We start from the raw sequence: 17,936 nt of genomic DNA, 5'->3' as shown, positions 1-17,936 counted from the left end.
AAACTTATCGCATAGCGTAGAACCGTTCCAGTGCCCGCACAATGGCCTGGGCGGCCGCTTCCTGGAAGCCGGGGTCCACCGTCCGGGGACCCTCCGCGGGGTTGTTGATGAACGCCAGCTCCACCAGCGCGGCCGGCGCGAGCGTGTTGCGGGTCACGAAGAAGCTGTCGTCGAACACGCCCCGGTCGCGGGTGCCCAGCGCCCTCACCAGCTCCTGCTGCAGCAGCGTGGCCAGCTCACGGGCGCGCCCGCCGTTGAGCGTCCAGCTCGTGTAGTACACCTCCGTGCCCTGGGAGATCGTCTCGCCGGAGTTGTGGTGGATGGAGAGGAACAGGTCGACGCCCAGGTGGTTGGCCAGCATCGTCCGGTACTGCAGGTCGAGCTGGTCCCGGGGCTCGCCCTCCACGCTGCTGAGGAACGGCTCGGGGGCCACCCGCTGATCCGTGGCCCGGGTCATGTAGACGATCGCGCCCTGTTCCTCCAGCAAGGCCCGCAGCCGCAGGGCGACCTGCAGGTTGACCGTCTTCTCCACCACGCCCACCGCGCGGCTCACCGCACCGCTGTCATCGCCGCCGTGGCCGGGGTCGAGCATGATCACCTTGCCCGCCAGCCCGGCCGGGTAGGTCACCAGGTAGTACCCGTCCTCCCACTTCTTCAAAGCATATGGCCGGCTGCTGGCGATGACCACCCGCACCCCCGCCGCGGTCTCCGCGACCTGCACGCCGGCGGGCAGATCCGCCGTGCCGAGCGCGGCCCCGGGAAACTCGACGATGATCTGGCCGTTCTCCGCCCGCGCCCGGGGCTGCGCCTCGCCGCGGACGCTGAAGCGCAGCACCCCCTTGTCGGCGACGGTCTCCTGCCGGACAGCCGTGACCACGGGCCGCAGCGACAGCAGCAGGGCGCCCTCCAGGTTCGACTCCACCGTGACCTGCGGTTCGCTGGTGAAGCGCAGCCGGAGCCCCTGCGGGTTCAGGGCGGCCTCCGCAACCCCCATCTGATTCAGCGGCATCGAGCGCTCGTCCGCCAGGCCGGTGGCGAAAGGCACCCACAGGGACCCGTCCTCCAGCACGGGCAGCCCGAAGCGCTGCCCGGGCGCCGTCACCTCCAGCAGGTAGACCCCGGGTGCGCCCTGGCGCATGGTCACCTTGAAGCCCCGGGCGGCAGCCGCCTCATCCGCTGCGCCGCCCGGCGTGCCCTCTCCCCCGTCCGGCGTTCCGTCGCCCGGGTCCCCGTCTTCGGCCGCCGCCGCCTGCTCCACCCGGGCCGCCTGGGTCCAGCCGACCTCGCCCGAAGAGAGCCGCACTTTGACCCACTGCGCATTCCGGTCCAGGACCTCCAGCGGCTCGCCCGGCGCCAGCTCGCCCAGCACCCGCGCCGCCGTCGCCGGAATCAGGTAGAGGGTCGCGCCCTTCTCCCCCACCACGGCCGCGCCCACCGGCGGCGCGGGGGATGCCGGCTTGGAGCCAGCCGGCCGCTCAAGCCGCCAGCCGGACGCGTCCACCTGGATGCGCAGGGGGCCGTCCGTCACCTGCACCAGTTCACCCGGCACCCAGCCCCACCGGTCCTGGGGGGAGGCCACGCGCACCCAGCCATCCCGGGCGTCCAGCAGCGCCAGCCGCTCGCCCGGCCTCACCGTGTCCGTGCGGCGCGCCTCGCTGTTGGGGCCGGCGAAGATGCCGGTCTCCTCCCGCACGGAAACCTGCTTGCCCGGGTGAGCAACCGGGTGGGCGGGGGCAGGGAAGGTCACGCCCGGGACGGTGCCGGGAGGGGCGGGCGGCGGCTCCGCCACCGGCGGCAGGCTCGGCCCCGGCAGCTGGCCGGTCCCGGTTTCACCGCCCGGCTCTCCCCCGGCCGGCGGGCCGTCGGCCTGCCGCACGTACTGGGCGAACACCCAGCCCTCCGTGCCGTCATCCAGCTGGATGCGCCACCACTCGGGGATCATCTCCAGGAGCCGCACGTACTGCCCCTCATAGACCCGCGCCAGCACCGGTGCGTCCAGCCCCGGCTCCCGCCGCACGTTCAGGATGTCGGTGTCCACGACGGCATACCGCTGCTCATCCTCCAGCAGCACGCGGCTGAACCAGCCCGCGACCCAGCCCTCGACGCCGCTCTGGAGCCTGACCCGGTACCAGTCCCCTTCCCGGCCGAGCACCGTCGCCCACTGGTCGTAACCGAGCCCGCCGACGATCTCGTATTCGGTGCCCGGCCCCGACCGGACGTTGAGGCCGTCGTGGTCGATCGGGCGCAGCGTGGCAGCCTCGGCAGGGACAGACGACACCAGGACGAGCAAGAACGCTGCGGCGGCGACTCGCTTCACAGCACTACACTCCTCAATTAGCTTTATATCAAAATAGACGGAGCCAGGTCCGTCAGGTTCCATCCCTTACATACTTCGACAGCCTTCACCAAAACCTTTCCGCTGCAGGCCGGCGAGCCCCGTGCTTACGGCGCGGCACGCGGCCGCCGGTGCGCCCGCCAGGGGGGATCAGCCCGGTGGTGCTGCGGCCCGCGGCACTGCACTGGCACAAAAGGGCTAACGGGCAGGGCGGCGTCCACACCAACGGCTCATTCTGCCATAGACTGTGAAAAACATCACATGCCCTTGCCGGCACGGTGTGCGAACGTAGGGAACCGAACAGGAACCGTTCATGAAGGAGTTGAGGCCCTGTGTTCTGCAACCAGTGCGAGATGACGGCCCACGGCACCGGCTGCACCAAGGTCGGCATCTGCGGCAAGGACGAGAATATCCAGGCTCTGCAGGAGAACCTGATCTACGCCCTGAAGGGCATCGCGGCGTACACCTACCACGCCCGGGAGCTGGGGTACACGGACCCGGAGATCGACGCCTTCTTCGCCGAGGCGCTGTACGCCACCCTCACCAACGTCAGCTTCGACCTGGGCCACTTCCTGCAGCTCAACATGAAGGCGGGCCAGATGACCCTACGGGCGATGACCATGCTGAAGAAGGCGCACACCGAGCACTTCGGCGAGATGGTGCCCACGCAGGTGCCCACCGGCACCGTGGCGGGGCCGGCCATCGTCATCACCGGCCACAACCTGAAGGCGCTCTACGAGCTGCTCAGGCAGACCGAAGGGACGGGCATCAACGTCTACACCCACTCCGAGATGCTGCCCGCCCACGCCTACCCCGGCCTGAAGCGCTTCCCGCACCTGGTGGGCAACCTGGGCGTCGCCTGGTGCGACCAGAAGAAGCTCTTCGCCGAGTTCCCCGGTGCGATCGTGGGCACCTCCAACTGCGTGCAGATCCCGCTGGCGTCCTATAAGGACCGCATCTTCACCGTGGGCGCGAGCCGGCTGCCGGACGTGCCGCACATCGAGACCTGGGACTTCACGCCCGTCATCGAGAAGGCGCGCTCGCTCCCGCCCTGCGAGGACCGGCCCGGCGAGGTGACGCTCACCACCGGCTTCGCCGACACCAACATCCTGCCGATGGCCGACAAGATCCTCGCGGCCGTGAAGGCGGGCAAGATCCGGCACTTCTTTGTGGTCGGCGGCTGCGACGCGCCGGGCTCCCTGGGCAACTACTACCGGGAGTTCGTCCGGCAGACCCCGCCTGACACCGTCGTCCTCACCCTGGCCTGCGGCAAGTTCCGCTTCAACGACCTGGACCTGGGCACCATCGACGGCATCCCCCGCCTGCTCGACCTGGGCCAGTGCAACGACGCCATCGCCGCCATCCGCATCGCGGCCGCCCTGGCCGAGGCCTTCGGGTGCGAGGTCAACGACCTGCCGCTCTCCATCGTCCTCTCCTGGATGGAGCAGAAGGCGGTGGCCGTGCTCATGAGCCTGCTCTCCCTCGGGATCAGGGGCATCTACCTGGGGCCGAAGCCGCCGGCCTGGATCACGCCCGGCGTCCTCCAGGTGCTCCGGGAGCAGTTCGACCTGCGCCTCACCACCACCCCGGAGGCAGACCTGAAGGCGCTGCTGGGCTAGACGGCGGCCGCGCCGGACAGGCGCCGCCGCACGCGGCCCGGCGCACCAAGCACGAGCGCGGGAAGGCTCGACCTTCCCGCGCTCGTTTTCGTGCCGTCGGATCTGCCGGAACCGGCCCTTAGTCGTCCGGATGACCGTAGTGCTTCGTGATGCTCTCCACGGAGTCGCCCTCGATGACGTACAGCGCGTTGGCGCTCTTCAGCCGGATGACCCGGTTGTCGTAGTCGAACTCCGTATCGCCGACGTGAATCTCAAACTGCGAGCCACCCGAGGTCTTGATGATGATCTCGCCCCAGCTCTTCAGTTCCTTTTCCACGAACTCCATCTTCACTGCGGCTCAACTCCTTTCCGTTGGTGGCGCCGTGGATGTGCATCTACTACGACCATCTTACTACCAAATCTTGAACGGTTCAAGGCAAACCCCCCACGGCACAAGGGTAGTTTGCCCAGATTCGCAGGGGCCAACCACCAACGGCGCGCGCACGGCGCTCAGCGCGCCCCTTCCAGCGCCAGCAGGCGCCGCTTCACCTCGGGGCCGCCCATGTTGTACTGGCCGATGCTCCCGTCCCCCCGCACGACGCGGTGGCAGGGGATGAGCAGCGGCACCGGGTTCCGGCGCAGGGCGCTCCCCACCGCCCGGGCCGCCCGGGGCCGGCCGACGGCGGCCGCCAGCTGGGCGTAGGTGCGGACCTCGCCCCGGGGAATGGAACGGCAGGCCGAGAGCACCTCCCGGGCGAAGGGGCTGAGCGGCGAGAGGTCCACCGGGCCGCGGTAAGGCTCGCCGTCCAGCCAGCCCTCCAGCATCTGCGCCAGTTCCTCCCTGCGGCGGTCGTCGCGGACCGGGGTCTTTCCGGTATAGGCCCGGCAGCGGTCCCGGAACGCCTCATCGCTGGTCTCCTCGCCCGACAGGCAGGCGATCCCCAGCGCCGTCCAGGCCACGTAGATGGGTCCGAAGCTGGTGTGGCACCGTGTGTACTGCATTGCGCTGCTCCCTCCGTATCGTCCAACTGTCCGGCTGCGGCGCCCCGGGCGGTCAGGACGTCAGTCCGCCCCTGCGGCGCCCCGGACCCGCTGGATCTCCGCCACCGCCTCCGGGTTCTCCAGGGCCGAAAGGTCGCCCAGCTCCAGCCCCAGGTAGGCCGCCCGGACCACCCGGCGCATGATCTTGGCATTCCGGGTCTTGGGCAGGGCCCCCACGAAGAGGACCGCCTCGGGCATGAGCGGCCGGCCCATCTCGCGGCCCACCCGCTCCCGCAGCGCTTCGGCCAGGCCGGGGTCAGCCGGGACGCCCGGGCGCAGCACGACGAAGCAGACCGGGGCCGTCCCCTTCACCGGATGGGGCACGCCCACGGTGGCCGCCTCCAGCACCCGGGGGTCGCCCACCAGCACCGACTCGTACTCCGCCGGCCCGACCCGCTTGCCGGCGACGTTGATCGTGTCGTCGGAGCGGCCGTGGATGTACCAGAACCCCTCCTCGTCCACCGACGCCCAGTCGCCGTGGACCCACACGCCCTCGAACCGCCGCCAGTAGGCCTCCAGATAGCGCTCAGGGTCTCGCCAGAAGCCGCGGGTCATCCCCGCCCACGGGGCGGTGATGGCGAGCTCCCCCACCTGCCCGGGCGGCGCGGGCCGGCCCTGGTCGTCCAGCACCGTCGCCGCCATGCCGGGAACGACGGCGTTGAAGGAGCACTCCTTGATGGGCCGGATGGGCACGCAGCCCAGGATGCCGCCGGAGATCTCGGTGCCGCCCGAGTAGTTGATCATCGGGCAGCGGCCGCCGCCCACGTGCTCGACGAACCAGCGGTACGGCTCCGGGTTCCAGGGCTCGCCCGTGCCGCCGAGCACCCGCAGGCTCGACAGGTCGTGCCGCTTCACCCAATCGGTCCCCGCCGGCGCGAGCGCCCGGATGACGGTGGGAGAGAGCCCCAGGTGGGTGATGCCGTGCCGCTCCACCATGTCCCACAGCCGGTCGGGAGCGGGGTAGTCCGGCGCGCCGTCGTAAAGGAACACCGTCGCGCCCAGCAGCAGCCCGCCGTAGATGAGCCAGGGGCCCATCATCCAGCCCAGGTCGGTGAACCACATGATCAGGTCGCCGGGCGCCACGTCGAAGCAGTGGGCCATGTCCTGCGCCGCCTTGACCGGGAAACCGCCGTGCACGTGCACCGCGCCCTTCGGGCGGCCGGTGGTGCCCGACGTATAGATGATCATGCAGGGGTCCTCGGGGTCCATGCGCTCCGTCTCGAACCGGGCCGGCTGACCGGCGACCAGCTCGTGATACCACAGGTCCCGGCCGGGGGACCACGCCACGTCGGCGCCGGTCCGCCGCACGACCACCACGTGCTGCACAGACGGGGCCTGGGCGGCCGCCTCGTCGGCCACCGCCTTCAGGTTCACCGGCCTTCCGCGCCGGTAGAACCCATCCGCCGTGATCAGAAGCCTCGCCTCGCAGTCGGCCAGCCGGCTGGCCGCCGCGCCGGGCGCAAAGCCGGAGAAGATGGGCGTGAAGATGGCGCCCAGGCGGGCCAGGGCCATCATCGCCGCGACCGCCTCCGGGATCAGCGGCAGCATGATGCCCACCCGGTCGCCGCGCCCGATGCCCAGGCGGCGCAGGGCATTCGCGAGCCGGTTCGACTCAGCCCACAGCTGCCGGTAGCTCCAGGTGCGGACGGTCCCCTCCTCCCCCTCGTGGATGACGGCGAGCTGGTGCGGCCGCGTGCGGAGGTGCTTGTCGACGGCCTCGTGGGCCAGGTTCATGCGCGCCCCCCGGAACCAGGCCGCCCACGGGGCCCCGCCGGAAAGATCCAGGATCTGCTTCGGGGGCTCGTACCACTCGATCCCGATGTCCTTGACGGCCTCTCCCCAGAACCAGGCCGGATCGGCGGCCGCACGGGCCTGCAGCGCCTCCAGACTGTCCACGCCGCACGCGGCGAGAAACCGGGCGATCCGTGATGCTTTCAGCCAGGTCTCATCGGGCCGCCAGACGTACTCCGACATGTCATCGCCCACCTCCCCTAAGTCCTGCATAAACAATTTTGGCGCTTCGACGCGAATTCCTACAGGAAGCGGCCGGTTTTCGCAGACAGGGAAGGTGGATGCCGGGGAACCAGAGACTTCACGTTGAACCGTTAGCGAATAGAGTCATATAATTAAGTTGTAATCAAATCCCGGAACGGAGCGATGCCATGACGCTGCAGGCCACGACACCGGCCCTTCCGGCGAGCCGGGGCAGGCGCGCCGCGCGGCGACCGGCCCTGGCCCTCCTCTGCACGGCGCTGGTCGCGGCCGGTGCCCTCCTCTGGTGGGCCGCCCCCGGGCTGCTGGCCCCTGTGGCCGATTTCGAGCAGGGGCCCGGCGGCACCGCGGCCTACGTCGCCGTGGCGATGCAGATCCGCGAGCAGTCTGCCGCCTTCTGGACAGGCGGCGACGTTCACCTTCGCCTGAACGAGGCGGAGGTCAGCGGCATGCTCTCCTCCGCCCTGCTGAGCGGCGGTTCGCCGGAGGGCCCGCTGGCGCGGGTACGCGGCGGCGTGGACGACGGGGTCATCCTGGTGGAGGCCGTGCTGCGGCCGCCGCCCGGGCAGGTTCCGGACCGGCTTTCGGGCCCCGTCGGGCTCCGGCTGCGGCTGGCGCCCGAGGTCGACGAGACGGGGCTCATCCAGTTCCGGATCACCCAGGCGCACCTGGGGAAGGTGCCCGTGTCGCCGGCGCTGCTCCGGCTGGCCGGCCGGGCGGTCCGGCCGCAGTGGCAGGGCTACGACGCCCGGGAGGCCGCGTTCATCCTGCCGATCAGCGACATGATCTCCCAGGCCCTGGGCAGGCGCATCGAGATCCGCTCGTTCGCCGCCGAGGCCGGACAGCTTCGCCTCACCATCGCCATGCCCGAGTTTTGAGGCCGTGCGCGGGGCTCGCCCCGTTCCGGGCCTTCGGTGTGCAGGGCAACGCCCGCCGGGCGCCGAATTTCCCGGGGGAAGCCCGGCCTCCGGCGGGACCGCGGGAGGCCCGCAGGCCGGCCCGGGGCTAGTTGAGAAGCCCCCTCCGCATCGCTTCCGCCACGGCCTGCGTCCGGTTCTGCACGCCCATCTTGTCGAAGAGCAGGTTCATGTGCCGGCGCACGGTGCGCTCGCTGAGGTATAGCCGGTTGCCGATCTCCGCGTAGGACGCCCCCTCGGCCAGCATCCGGAGCATGGTGATCTCCTCCTCCCGCAGCGCCTCCTCCCCCCGTCCGGCCAGCTTCCCGGCCAGCGACGGGTGGATGACCACCCCGCCCTGGGCGGCGGTGCGCACGGCGGAGGCGATTTCAGCGAACGAGGCGGTCTTGGGGATGTACCCGCTGGCGCCCAGCGCGAGCGCGGACCGGACCAGCGCCGCGTCGGCGTAGGTGGAGAGCACCAGGATCGCGGGCGGGTCGCTGCCCTGCAGGATCTGGCGGGCCGCGTCGAGCCCGCTGCCGTCGGTCAGCTTCAGGTCCAGGAGGATCACGTCCGGCCGCAGCCGTCCGGCCAGGGCCACCGCCTCGGCGACCCCGGCGGCCTCGCCGACGACCTGCATGTCCGCGTCGCTCTCGATGAGCTGCCTGAGCCCTTCCCGCACCACGGTCTGGTCTTCCACCAGCAGGATCCGCAGTCTCACGGCGTCCACCTCCGGGCAGTCGAAATGGCACCCGAGAGCAGTTCTCAACAGCACCATCTTAACATAAGGAGGTACAGCCCGACCATGCGCTGGTCCGACGTCCCGGTGGAGAACAAGGCGCAGATCGCCTGGGGCGCGCTGGTGGTCATCTACCTGCTCCTCGCCCAGCGGCCCGAGCTCATCAAGCCGCCGGTCGCGGCCGTCTTCCTGCTCTCGGCGGCGGCCGCCTTCCTGGAACTCTGGCTGAGAGCCCGCGGCTGGCCGCACCTCCTCTGGTACGACTGCATCGTCTGGTCGGTGCTCCTGACGGCGATGGTGGTGGTCACCGGCGGCCGGGGCTCCGAGGTCTGGACCGCCTACATCCTCATGTCGCTCACGGCCCCGGTGGTGCTGAGAAGGGTGGCCCCGTACATCCTGCTGGGCGTCAACGTCACCGCCTACGGCCTGATCTACCTCCTCTACGACCCCTTCGGCGTGCCGCTGGACTGGGGGCTCTTGTTCCTGCGCATCGGCACCATCTTCCTGGTGGCCTATGTGGTCGACCGCTCCACCGCCCGGGAGCGCCAGTCCCACGCCCGGGCCGTTGCCCTGGCCCGCAGCCGGGTAAGCGAGCTGGTCCAGGCGCGCGATGCGGAGCGCCGGCGCATCGCCAACGACATCCACGACTGGCTGGGCACCGGCATCATCGCGCCGCTCCGGCGGCTGGAGATCGCTGCCCGGCAGCCGGATCTCGACGGCTGCCGCCGCCACGTGGAGGAGGCCGCGGACTCGCTCCGGTGGGCCCACGCCGAGCTGCGCCGGCTCATGGAGAACCTGCACCCGCACCTGCTGGAGCAGATGGGGCTGGCGGAGGCGCTGCGGGCCTACCTCCTCGACTGGGGCGAGGAGCACGGCGTGCGCGTCCACTACGACCTGAAGCCGGGGCCGGAGCCGCCGGCGGATGTGGCCCTGGCGCTCTACCGCATCCAGCAGGAGGCGCTCAACAACTGCGCCAAGCACGCGCACGCCACCCAGGTCTGGGTGGCGCTGGAGCTCGGCCCGGACCGGGTGCGGCTCTCGTTACGCGACGACGGCCACGGCCGTCCCGGCCGCCCGGGCCGGGGGATTGCGGGGATGCAGGAGCGGGCCGCCGCCTTCGGCGGGACGGTGGCCGTTCACGGGCAGCCGGGCCGCGGCACCACCGTCACCGCCGACCTGCCGCTCAGGGCAGGCGCAGCAGCGGCTCCAGCACCGGCAGAACCGTTCTGACCACGAGGGCGTAACCCTGCGCCGTGGGGTGGATGCCGTCGCGCTGGTTCAGGTAGGGCGAGCCGGCCACGCCCTCCAGGAAGAAGGGGATGAGAGGCAGGCCGTACTCGTCCGCCAGATCCGTGTAGATCCGGGCGAAGGCCGCCTCGTACTCCGGCCCGTGGTTGGGCGGCGCCCGCATCCCCGCGAGCACCACGGTGGCCCCCGCCTCCTGCAGGCGCGCGATGATGGCCGCGAGGTTCTCCCGCACCTCGGTGACCGGCCGGGCCTGCATGCCGTCGTTGGCTCCCAGCTCCAGGATGACGATCTCGGGCTCGTGCTCCAGCACGGCCTCCACCCGGGCGAGGCCTCCGGCCGTGAGCTCCCCCGAGACGCCGGCGTTGACCACCCGGTAGCGGTACCCCAGTTCGTCCAGGACCGCCTGCAGCTGGCTCGGGTAGTTCTGGTCGGGATCGACGCCGAGCCCCGCCGTCAGGCTGTCGCCGAACGCCACGATCACCGGCCAGCCGGTGCGGTCCAGCGTCGGATCCGGCGAAAGCACCTGGGGTGCGGCGTCCCGGGCCATCTCCGCGGCGGGCGCGAACAGGGCCAGCTTCGGGTCCGGCCGGGGGCGGTGGGCCTGGAACAGCAGCAGCGCGGCGAGGCCGGCGATTGCGAGCAGCACCAGGGGGGTGCGGCGCACGGGCGTCGCCTCCTTCGTGCGGTCATCAAGTTTAGGGTGCCCATGAGGAAAACCCGCGCCGGATGGCGAATCCTGTCACAAGGCGGTGAGACCGGTGTTCACGTTCACGCCCCAGGCGGCTCAGAAGCTGAACCAGATCATGCAGGAACGGGGCGGCAACCTGGCCCTCTCGATCGTCGCCGACCCCGAGGTGACCGGCGGCATGTGGCGGCTCACCCTGGTGCCGCGCCGGCCGACGACCCCGGTCGTCGACGGCGTGCCGGTGGAGGCCGACCCGCACGCGCGTCGGCTGCTGGACGGCGTGATCATCGACTGGGTGATGACGCCCGACGGACCGGGCCTCGGCATCTACGACCGGAACCTGGTGGACAACGATCCCCGGCGCCGCGGCAGGCTTTGACACGGTGCTGCCCGGTTGACACAGACGGCATTGGTTCGTATAATGGATGAGTCACATGCGCCCGTAGCTCAGCAGGATAGAGCAGCAGTTTCCTAAACTGTTGGTCGGGGGTTCGAGTCCCTCCGGGCGCGCCAGGAAGAAAAACCGAACGACTCCAGGATTTCGGGGTTCAGCCCCGGGAATCCTGGAGTCGCTTTTTTCCAGTCTTACAGCGGCGGAAGACCGGTCTAGAGGATGTACTCGGGATCTTCCCTGCCCGTAGCCAGCTGGCCGATGAGCCGGTCAAGCTGCCTGTCGTCCGCCAGCGCCCCCATCACGGCCGTGGCGACCGTCGGATCCTGCGCACCCCGGGTCACCGCCGCGACGCCGAGCCGGAAACCTTCCCGCTGCCCGGCGAGGAAGGCGAGCACGCCGAAGGCGCGGGCGAAGTTCCAGTGCAGGTTCGCCGCGGCATCGATGGCCGTGCGCCATTCCTCGTTCAGCGGGCCGTGTGCCTCGGTGCGGGCACGCAGCTCATCCAGGATGCGGTACACCTCCTCGTACTCCCGGCCGAAGTGCTGTTCCACCTGCCAGAGAGCGACCTGCAGGTGTGCCGCCTCGCTGCTGGTCAGCCTGCGGTGGGGAACGCGATCTTCCACGTCCAGAGGGGGCACGCCGACCTCGAAAAACGGCTGCTCATAGGCTTGAAGCTCCGCCGGCCGCAGGCCGGCGACGTGCTCGCGCGTCAGCGCATTCGCCATGTCTACGGCGACCTCCTTCGTGGCCACATCTGGATAGGGAAGCCGGGCGGGGCCGGGGCGCGAGACTCCCGGCTCCCGCCTCACGCTGCTAGCACCCGCTGCCGGCGGGGGGTGGAGGCCCACCGCTGCCGCCGTTGCAGGCCGAAGCCCTATCCACATCCAGGGCAGAGGCTAGCGCCATCAAGAGGATGAGCACTGCCGCGACCACGAGAGACCGCCGCTTCACGGGAGGAGTCACCCCCTCTCCGGCCCCGATTGAGCAGCAGAACGTACACCAGAACTTGCCACCGCTGCCGGACCGCAAGTCTTGCGGCGGAAAGGAGGAAGGCGGTTGCCTCACTCCGCGCGCCCAGGGCCCGCAGGGCCTGTGCGACCAGGAGGGCAACAGCCGCCGCGTCTGCACAGTCAAAGGCCAGCCGGCCGGGCGCCGCCAGCGCCTGCCGGCCCACACGGACCGCCTGCTCCAGCTTGCCTTCCGCGCTGAGGATGGCCGTCAGCGCCGAATCGTGGAGGTACGCGCGCGCAGGGGGAAACTCGCTGCGGTCAGACAGGCAGGCCCGGGCGGCCTCGGGCCGGCCGATGCGCGCCAGGTTGAAGGCGAGCATCGACGACACCACCGCGACCTGCTCCCACATGCCGCACCGTGCGAAGCCGTGCAGCGCACGCCGGTACCAGGCGACGGCTTCGTGGTAGCGCCCGCGCTGGTAGCAGGCGATGCCGAGGGCCTGCTCCACCCACGGGGTATAGGGTTCTGCCTCAGGGACTCCCTCGGCCAGCGAGAGGTAAACGGCCGCGAAGCGGTGGGCGAGCGCGCTCCGGCCCATGTCGGCGGCGATGGTCGCGGCCTTGGCGTAGCCCCAGAGCCGAAGGCTGCTGCCTTCGGGAGCCAGAGCGATCACCCGCCGCGCGTGTCGGAGCGCCTCGGCCCAGCGCCCCTGCTGCTGACGCGCGTGGGCCAGTTCCGCATGAACTCGGACGGCGTTCGCCAACCTGTCCACCTCCCTCACCACGCCCCGAAGGGCTGCACCACCCGCATGCCGGCGGTGTCGACCACGCAGTAGTCGGGCATGCGGATCCGGGCCCAGTCGTCCGGATCGACCCGGCTTTGCCCCTGCAGCCGGCTCAGGTACAGCGATAGCACGATGCCATGGGACACCACGACCAGGTCCCGCCCGCGGGCCGACTCGATCAGACGGTCGATCGCGCCGCTGAAGCGGGCCAGGGCGTCCGCGGCCGTCTCCCACCCGTCGGCGGCGGGCTTCTCCGGTTGCCGGAAGGCCCGGACGACCACCTCGGCGTGGTTCGCGACAAACGAGCCCTTGCGCAGCTCGCCCAGCGCGCCGACGGTCTCCGGCGGGGGAAGGCGGTGGCGGCCGGCGATGTGCGCGGCCGTCTGAGAGGCCTTCGGTTCGGCGCTGCTCACAATGCGGCAGGCCGAAGCCCAGTGGGGCAGACCGGCGAACTGTTCAAGGAGCGGTACACCGGCGGGATCGAGATCCCACTCGGAAGGGGGCCGGGCGGGATCCACCACCGGTCTGGCGTGTCTCACCAGGAACAGGCGCCCCATCGCGCAGCCCCCCTTGCCTGGGCCCTGTGCGGGTGAAACCCATCGGGACGGTATTCGGTAGGATATTCGCGATTTTATCTGTAGACGTGTCGAAAAACAAGAAGGTTCGCTCACATTGAGGCCGCTTTCTGGGCGCGCTGCACCACGTTCTTCGTGCTGCTGTAGCCGCCGACGGCGGCCAGGGCGATCAGCAGGCCGGCGCCCACCGCTGTGGCCCACTGGCCGGGTTCGAATCCTACCGCCACCCACCCGAGCGCCTGGCCGATCACCAGGGCAGCCACCGGCGCGGCCACCTGCCGGCGGGCCTCAAACCACGGGATGCGCCGGAGCAGGGCCACCAGCGCCGTCGTGACCGCAGCGAAGGTGAGCACCCGGGACAGGATCGCCTCGGGCAGGAACGCGGCCAGCGCCTCAAAGAGCACCTGGAACTCGTTCACAAGACCCCCTCCCCTGAAAGCGGCCGAGCCCGCCACCGGGGTTCCGAAGGCGGGCTCCGGGCAGGTCCAGTGCCGCTGCGTTCTGAAAAGTATTTTAGCGCGAAAACATGAGAAAAGGGAGCGGCCGCTGCAGGCCACTCCCTGAACTCTCTCTCGCTGTCGCTTACTTGCGAACGAGGTCCGCCTTCGGCGACCACTCCTGCCAGACCTTGCCGACCAGATCGGGACGAGGCCGCAGGGTCTTGCCGCCAGGCTGCCAGCCGGACGGGCAGACCTCGGTTCCGCCCGATGCGCGCACGTGCTGGAACGCCTTCAGCTGGCGGATCAGCTCATCCACATTGCGCCCCACCGACGGTGTGAGGATCTCCGCGGCCTGGATGATGCCGTCGGGATCGATGATGAAGCGCCCGCGGATGTCCACGCCGCCCACCTCGTCGTACACGCCGTAAACCTGACCGATGGCCCCACTCGCGTCCGAGAGCATCGGGTAGGGTATGCCGCCCTCCACCATCTTGGAGAGCTCCTCCTCGTGCCAGATCTTGTGGACGAAGTGTGAGTCCGTGGAGACCGCCAGAACCTGAACGCCGAGCGCCTTCAGCTCGTCATAACGTGCGGCAACTGCCGACAGTTCCGTCGGTCATACGAAGGTGAAGTCACCGGGGTAGAAGCAGAGGACGACCCACTGCCCCCTGAACTCAGAAAGCTGGTACGCCTTGAACTCACCCTGGAAATACCCTTCAGCCTTGAAATCGGGCGCCTCATGGCCCACTCTTGCCGTCGTCACGTCACTCCTCCTCTCGGACTTCTCTTCATTCTCCGGAGCGCGCTTCTCGGGCCGGATCACCCCGATCCCCGGGGTCCGCTTACCGCAGGAAACCGTCTCAGGCACAGGGGTCACCTCCTTTCTACTGATCCCTATAATAATACAAGTCGAACCGTTCGTGAATAGTGTTTTAGAATGATTCTACTTCTGTAATCGAATATTTTTGGTTACGAGATGGCCCCCGTCCTGTCCTCCCGGACAGGACGGGGGCCCTTGCGCTACACGCTGATCGCCCCGGCGCGGAAGTCGCTGCCGCCCATCTTGACGTTGACCACCGTCACCCGGTCCGCGGCCAGCGCCTGCCGCATCGCGGGGCCGATCTCCTCCGGGCGCTCCACCCAGATTCCGTACCCGCCCAGGGCCTCGGCCACCCGCTCGTAGCGGGTGTAGTCCAGCGCCGTGGCGGGGGCCCGGTCGGGGCCGAACATGTCCACCTGGCCCCGGCGGATCTGGGTCCAGGCGGCGTCGTTGCCGATCACCACCACGAAGGGCAGGTTCTGCCGCACCGCCGCCTCCACCTCCATCAGGTTCAGCCCGGCGGTGCCGTCGCCCAGCAGCAGGACGACCGGCGTGTCGGGATGCGCCAGCCGGGCCGCCATGGCATACCCCATCCCGACGCCCAGCGTGCCCAGCGGGCCCGGATCCATCCACCCGGCCGGATAGCGCCGCACCCGCAGGACGTTGGCCGCGGTGGCCACGAAGTCGCCGCCGTCGCCGATGAGGATGGCGTCCTCCGGCAGGGCCCGGTCGACCTCGGCGCAGAGGCGCAGGGGGTTGATGGGGACGGCATCGCTGGTGAGGTCGGGCTGCATCTTCCCCAGACGCCGCTCCTCCTCCGCCGCCAGCTGCTCCAGCCACGCCTGCCGCGCGGGCCGGTCGGCGCCCAGGTCGCCGTGGGCCAGGAGCTGGGCCATCACCGTCCCGCTGTCGCCGGGAATGGCCACTGCCGCATCCCGGTTGCGGCCGGGTTCCGCCGGGTCCAGGTCGACGTGAATCAGCTTGCAGTTCTCGTGCCACACCGGGGCCCCGCCGTAGCCCAGCCGGAAGTCCAGCGGGGTGCCGAACACCAGGGCGACGTCGGCCTCCGCCAGGGCCGCCTTGCGGGACCGCGCCCAGCGCGGGGGCAGCAGCCCCCGGGCCATGCCCGACACGTAGACGGGCGCGCCCACCTTCTCGGCGAAGGCGCGGGCCGCCTGCCAGTTGGGCGACCAGCGAATCTGGCTCCCGATGAGCACGACGGGCCGGTCCGCCTGCCGCAGCAGCGCGGCGGCCTCGGCCACCCGGTCCGCGTCCCCCGGCATCGCCGGCCGGCCGGGGTAGGGGGCCGGCAGGCGGACGTCGCCGTTCTCCCACGGGGCGAAGAGGAGGTCCAGCGGCATCTCCAGGTAGACCGGACCCGGAACGCCCGACATCGCCGTCCGGAACGCCCAGGCCACCAGCTCCGGAATGCGCGCCGGATCGGTGATGGAGACCTGGCCCTTGGTGATGGGGCGGACGACGGAGAGCAGGTCCATCTCCTGCAGCGCCCCCTTGCCGGACAGGCTGCGCGGCCCCTGGCCCCCGATCACGACCATCGGCGACTGGGCGCGAAAGGCGTTGGCGATGCCGGTCACCGCGTTGGTCACCCCCGGACCGGCCGTCAGGATGGCGACCCCTGCCCGTCCGGTCAGGCGGGACCAGGCGTCGGCCGCGAACGCCGCGGTCTGCTCATGCCGGACGTCGACCACGCGGATCCCCTCGTCCAGGCAGCCGTCGTAGATGGACATGACGTGGCCGCCGCAGAGGGTGAAGACGACGTCGACGCCTTCATTCCGCAGCGCCCGGGCCACCAGCTTCCCCGCATGACCAAAGCTCATTTCCCGCTCCCCTTTCAAACTTCGTACATGACTGACTATTCTTCATGGCCGGCGCCGTTCCTGTCCGCGTCCTGTCAGACCTGCCAGGATTCGCTGCCGTCCGCCACGTATGGGGCAGAGGCGGTCCACGCACACTTTGGGCAGCCTTGCGAAGCACGCAGTAAGGGGGATGGACATGCACCGCACGTGGACCCCGAAGGGCCTGCGGCTCGCCGCGCTGGTCCTGCTGACGGCCTCCCTGACGCTGCGCGCCGGGGCGGCGGCCGAGGCGCGCGTGGTGGAGCGCAACGACGCCGCGCCCGTCAGTGCGTCGCTGCAGCCCAACCTTCGGCCGATCTACTCGGCCAAGACCGATGAAAAAGTGGTGGCCCTCACCTTCGACATCTCCTGGGGAAACCAGATGGCGCCCAAGGTGCTGGAGGTGCTGCGCGCGGAAAAGGTGCCGGCCACCTTCTTCCTGTCGGGACCCTGGGCGAAGAACCACCCGGAGATCGTCAGGCAGATCCAGGCGGACGGCCACCAGATCGAGTCCCACGGCCAGGCGCACGTCGACCTGAACACCCTGGGCCGTGAGGGCGCGGCGAAGAACATCGCGGCGGCCCACGCGATCCTCAAAGAGCTGACGGGCCGGGAACCCACCTACATCCGGCCGCCCAACGGCGCCTTCAACGAGGCCTCCGTCCAGGCGGCCAAGGACCTGGGCTACGCCACGGTCATCTGGTCGGTGGACTCGCTGGACTGGAAGAACCCGGGCGTCGACCGCATCGTGAACCGCACCGTGCGCCTCACGCACCCCGGGGCCATCATCCTGATGCACGCCAGCGACTCCTGCAAGCAGACCGACCAGGCGCTGCCGGCCATCATCCGGTCGCTGCGGGAACAGGGGTACCGCTTCCTCCTGCTGGACGAGCTGATCCGGACCTACGGCGTGGACATGAACGGGCACATCCGCGTCCTGCGCTGAGATCCGGAGAGCGCGGGGAACCGCGACGCGCCCCAGCCCGTCTAACGGGAGGATGCGGCGCCGTCTGCGCGTTTGACGGGACAGGCTGTCGCTGGTAGAGTGGTCTCGTGACCGCGGCGCCGCCGCGGGTGTGTGAGTCCAACCCGGGAGGGTTCCTGGTGCTCAACTGGACCGCTGCGTTGAAGGTCATCGGCATATCGGCCGTTCCGTTCCTGGAGCTGCGCCTGGGCATCCCCGTGGGCATCGTCAGCGGGCTGGAGCCGGCCTGGGCCATCGCGCTCGGCATCGTGGGCAACGCGCTCCAGGTGCCCCTGATCATCTTCATCATGTACATGCTCCGGCGCATCGCCCAGCAGATGCCCTGGGCAGCCCGCGCGCTGGCGCGCATCGACCGCACCGCGGAGCGGCACCAGGACAAGGTGCGGCGCTGGGGCTGGGTCGGCCTGGCCCTCCTCATCGGCATTCCGATCCCCGGTACGGGCCTGTGGACGGGGGCGGCCCTGGCCAACCTGATGCGGATGCCGGTAATGCTCACGGCGATGTCGATGACGGTGGGGGTGGTCGTCGCCGGCCTGCTGGTGGGCGCCGTGACGACCGGCGCCATGGCGGTCATCGACCTGTTCTGACAGTTGGATG

The 17,936-nt window shown here is 70.2% G+C and carries 18 protein-coding genes and 1 tRNA gene; 7 read left to right on the top strand and 12 right to left on the bottom strand.

The genetic code is table 11. The features are described from left to right. Window positions 1-4 precede the first annotated feature (4 nt). Window positions 5-2,317: an N-acetylmuramoyl-L-alanine amidase gene (locus ACZ5UM_RS10215; protein ID WP_464843925.1), complete on the bottom strand. Its 2,313-nt coding sequence runs from the start codon at window positions 2,315-2,317 to the stop codon at window positions 5-7. Between the two features lie 350 nt (window positions 2,318-2,667). On the opposite strand from ACZ5UM_RS10215, the gene hcp reads away from it, so the two are divergent. Next, window positions 2,668-3,954 (top strand): hydroxylamine reductase, encoded by a 1,287-nt coding sequence (gene hcp / locus ACZ5UM_RS10210; protein ID WP_464843923.1) that lies wholly within the window; start codon window positions 2,668-2,670, stop codon window positions 3,952-3,954. 118 nt (window positions 3,955-4,072) lie between these two features. Here hcp and ACZ5UM_RS10205 read toward each other — a convergent pair whose 3' ends face one another. The 3 genes from ACZ5UM_RS10205 to ACZ5UM_RS10195 all read right to left on the bottom strand — a co-directional run bounded on the left by ACZ5UM_RS10205 (window position 4,073) and on the right by ACZ5UM_RS10195 (window position 6,948). Beyond that, window positions 4,073-4,279: a hypothetical protein gene (locus ACZ5UM_RS10205; RefSeq protein ID WP_464848343.1), complete on the bottom strand. Its 207-nt coding sequence runs from the start codon at window positions 4,277-4,279 to the stop codon at window positions 4,073-4,075. Window positions 4,280-4,443: 164 nt separating this feature from the next. Continuing rightward, a complete protein-coding gene (locus ACZ5UM_RS10200; RefSeq protein WP_464843922.1) occupies window positions 4,444-4,935 on the bottom strand; it encodes a methylated-DNA--[protein]-cysteine S-methyltransferase in 492 nt (163 codons plus the stop codon). Window positions 4,936-4,995: 60 nt separating this feature from the next. Next, window positions 4,996-6,948, bottom strand: a complete 1,953-nt coding sequence (locus ACZ5UM_RS10195) for an AMP-binding protein (RefSeq protein ID WP_464843920.1) — start codon at window positions 6,946-6,948, stop codon at window positions 4,996-4,998. 188 nt (window positions 6,949-7,136) lie between these two features. Here ACZ5UM_RS10195 and ACZ5UM_RS10190 point away from each other — a divergent pair, with 188 nt between their 5' ends. Next, window positions 7,137-7,844, top strand: coding sequence for a hypothetical protein (locus ACZ5UM_RS10190; RefSeq protein ID WP_464843918.1), 708 nt, complete (start codon window positions 7,137-7,139; stop codon window positions 7,842-7,844). Between the two features lie 127 nt (window positions 7,845-7,971). Here the strand turns inward: ACZ5UM_RS10190 and ACZ5UM_RS10185 are convergent, their stop codons facing one another. Continuing rightward, window positions 7,972-8,583, bottom strand: a complete 612-nt coding sequence (locus tag ACZ5UM_RS10185; protein ID WP_464843916.1) for a response regulator — start codon at window positions 8,581-8,583, stop codon at window positions 7,972-7,974. Between the two features lie 84 nt (window positions 8,584-8,667). On the opposite strand from ACZ5UM_RS10185, the gene ACZ5UM_RS10180 reads away from it, so the two are divergent. Further along, window positions 8,668-9,831 carry a sensor histidine kinase gene (locus tag ACZ5UM_RS10180; RefSeq protein ID WP_464843915.1) on the top strand — a complete coding sequence of 388 codons (1,164 nt, stop codon included), beginning with the start codon at window positions 8,668-8,670 and terminating at the stop codon, window positions 9,829-9,831. Here the strand turns inward: ACZ5UM_RS10180 and ACZ5UM_RS10175 are convergent. Continuing rightward, the gene (locus ACZ5UM_RS10175) at window positions 9,785-10,513 is read right to left on the bottom strand and encodes an arylesterase (RefSeq protein WP_464843913.1); all 729 of its coding nucleotides are present in this window, start codon (window positions 10,511-10,513) and stop codon (window positions 9,785-9,787) included. The genes ACZ5UM_RS10180 and ACZ5UM_RS10175 overlap by 47 nt on opposite strands. Window positions 10,514-10,607: 94 nt before the next feature. Here ACZ5UM_RS10175 and ACZ5UM_RS10170 point away from each other — a divergent pair, with 94 nt between their 5' ends. After that, window positions 10,608-10,913: a hypothetical protein gene (locus tag ACZ5UM_RS10170; RefSeq protein WP_464843911.1), complete on the top strand. Its 306-nt coding sequence runs from the start codon at window positions 10,608-10,610 to the stop codon at window positions 10,911-10,913. A gap of 57 nt (window positions 10,914-10,970) precedes the next feature. Further along, window positions 10,971-11,047, top strand: a tRNA-Arg gene (locus ACZ5UM_RS10165). A gap of 93 nt (window positions 11,048-11,140) precedes the next feature. On the opposite strand, the gene ACZ5UM_RS10160 is transcribed toward ACZ5UM_RS10165, so the two are convergent. The 6 genes from ACZ5UM_RS10160 to ACZ5UM_RS10135 all read right to left on the bottom strand — a co-directional run bounded on the left by ACZ5UM_RS10160 (window position 11,141) and on the right by ACZ5UM_RS10135 (window position 16,336). Further along, complete coding sequence (locus tag ACZ5UM_RS10160; protein WP_464843909.1) at window positions 11,141-11,653, bottom strand: hypothetical protein; 513 nt, start codon at window positions 11,651-11,653, stop codon at window positions 11,141-11,143. Window positions 11,654-11,802: 149 nt separating this feature from the next. Continuing rightward, window positions 11,803-12,642, bottom strand: a complete 840-nt coding sequence (locus ACZ5UM_RS10155) for a hypothetical protein (protein WP_464843907.1) — start codon at window positions 12,640-12,642, stop codon at window positions 11,803-11,805. A 14-nt stretch (window positions 12,643-12,656) separates the two neighbouring features. Next, window positions 12,657-13,220, bottom strand: coding sequence for a histidine phosphatase family protein (locus ACZ5UM_RS10150; protein WP_464843906.1), 564 nt, complete (start codon window positions 13,218-13,220; stop codon window positions 12,657-12,659). Between the two features lie 110 nt (window positions 13,221-13,330). After that, the gene (locus ACZ5UM_RS10145; RefSeq protein WP_464843905.1) at window positions 13,331-13,657 is read right to left on the bottom strand and encodes a hypothetical protein; all 327 of its coding nucleotides are present in this window, start codon (window positions 13,655-13,657) and stop codon (window positions 13,331-13,333) included. A gap of 163 nt (window positions 13,658-13,820) precedes the next feature. Further along, a complete protein-coding gene (prxU, locus tag ACZ5UM_RS10140) occupies window positions 13,821-14,426 on the bottom strand; it encodes a thioredoxin-dependent peroxiredoxin (protein WP_464848342.1) in 606 nt (201 codons plus the stop codon). Window positions 14,427-14,698: 272 nt separating this feature from the next. Then, window positions 14,699-16,336 (bottom strand): thiamine pyrophosphate-binding protein, encoded by a 1,638-nt coding sequence (locus tag ACZ5UM_RS10135; protein WP_464843903.1) that lies wholly within the window; start codon window positions 16,334-16,336, stop codon window positions 14,699-14,701. Between the two features lie 175 nt (window positions 16,337-16,511). On the opposite strand from ACZ5UM_RS10135, the gene pdaB reads away from it, so the two are divergent. Together pdaB and ACZ5UM_RS10125 are read left to right on the top strand one after the other, a co-directional pair. Beyond that, window positions 16,512-17,300: a polysaccharide deacetylase family sporulation protein PdaB gene (gene pdaB / locus ACZ5UM_RS10130; protein ID WP_464843901.1), complete on the top strand. Its 789-nt coding sequence runs from the start codon at window positions 16,512-16,514 to the stop codon at window positions 17,298-17,300. A 158-nt stretch (window positions 17,301-17,458) separates the two neighbouring features. Next, window positions 17,459-17,926: a COG2426 family protein gene (locus ACZ5UM_RS10125; RefSeq protein WP_464843899.1), complete on the top strand. Its 468-nt coding sequence runs from the start codon at window positions 17,459-17,461 to the stop codon at window positions 17,924-17,926. The last annotated feature ends 10 nt before the right edge of the window (window positions 17,927-17,936 follow it).

Source organism: Symbiobacterium ostreiconchae (assembly GCF_055396975.1).
This window is presented reverse-complemented; position numbering and strand designations above follow the sequence as displayed.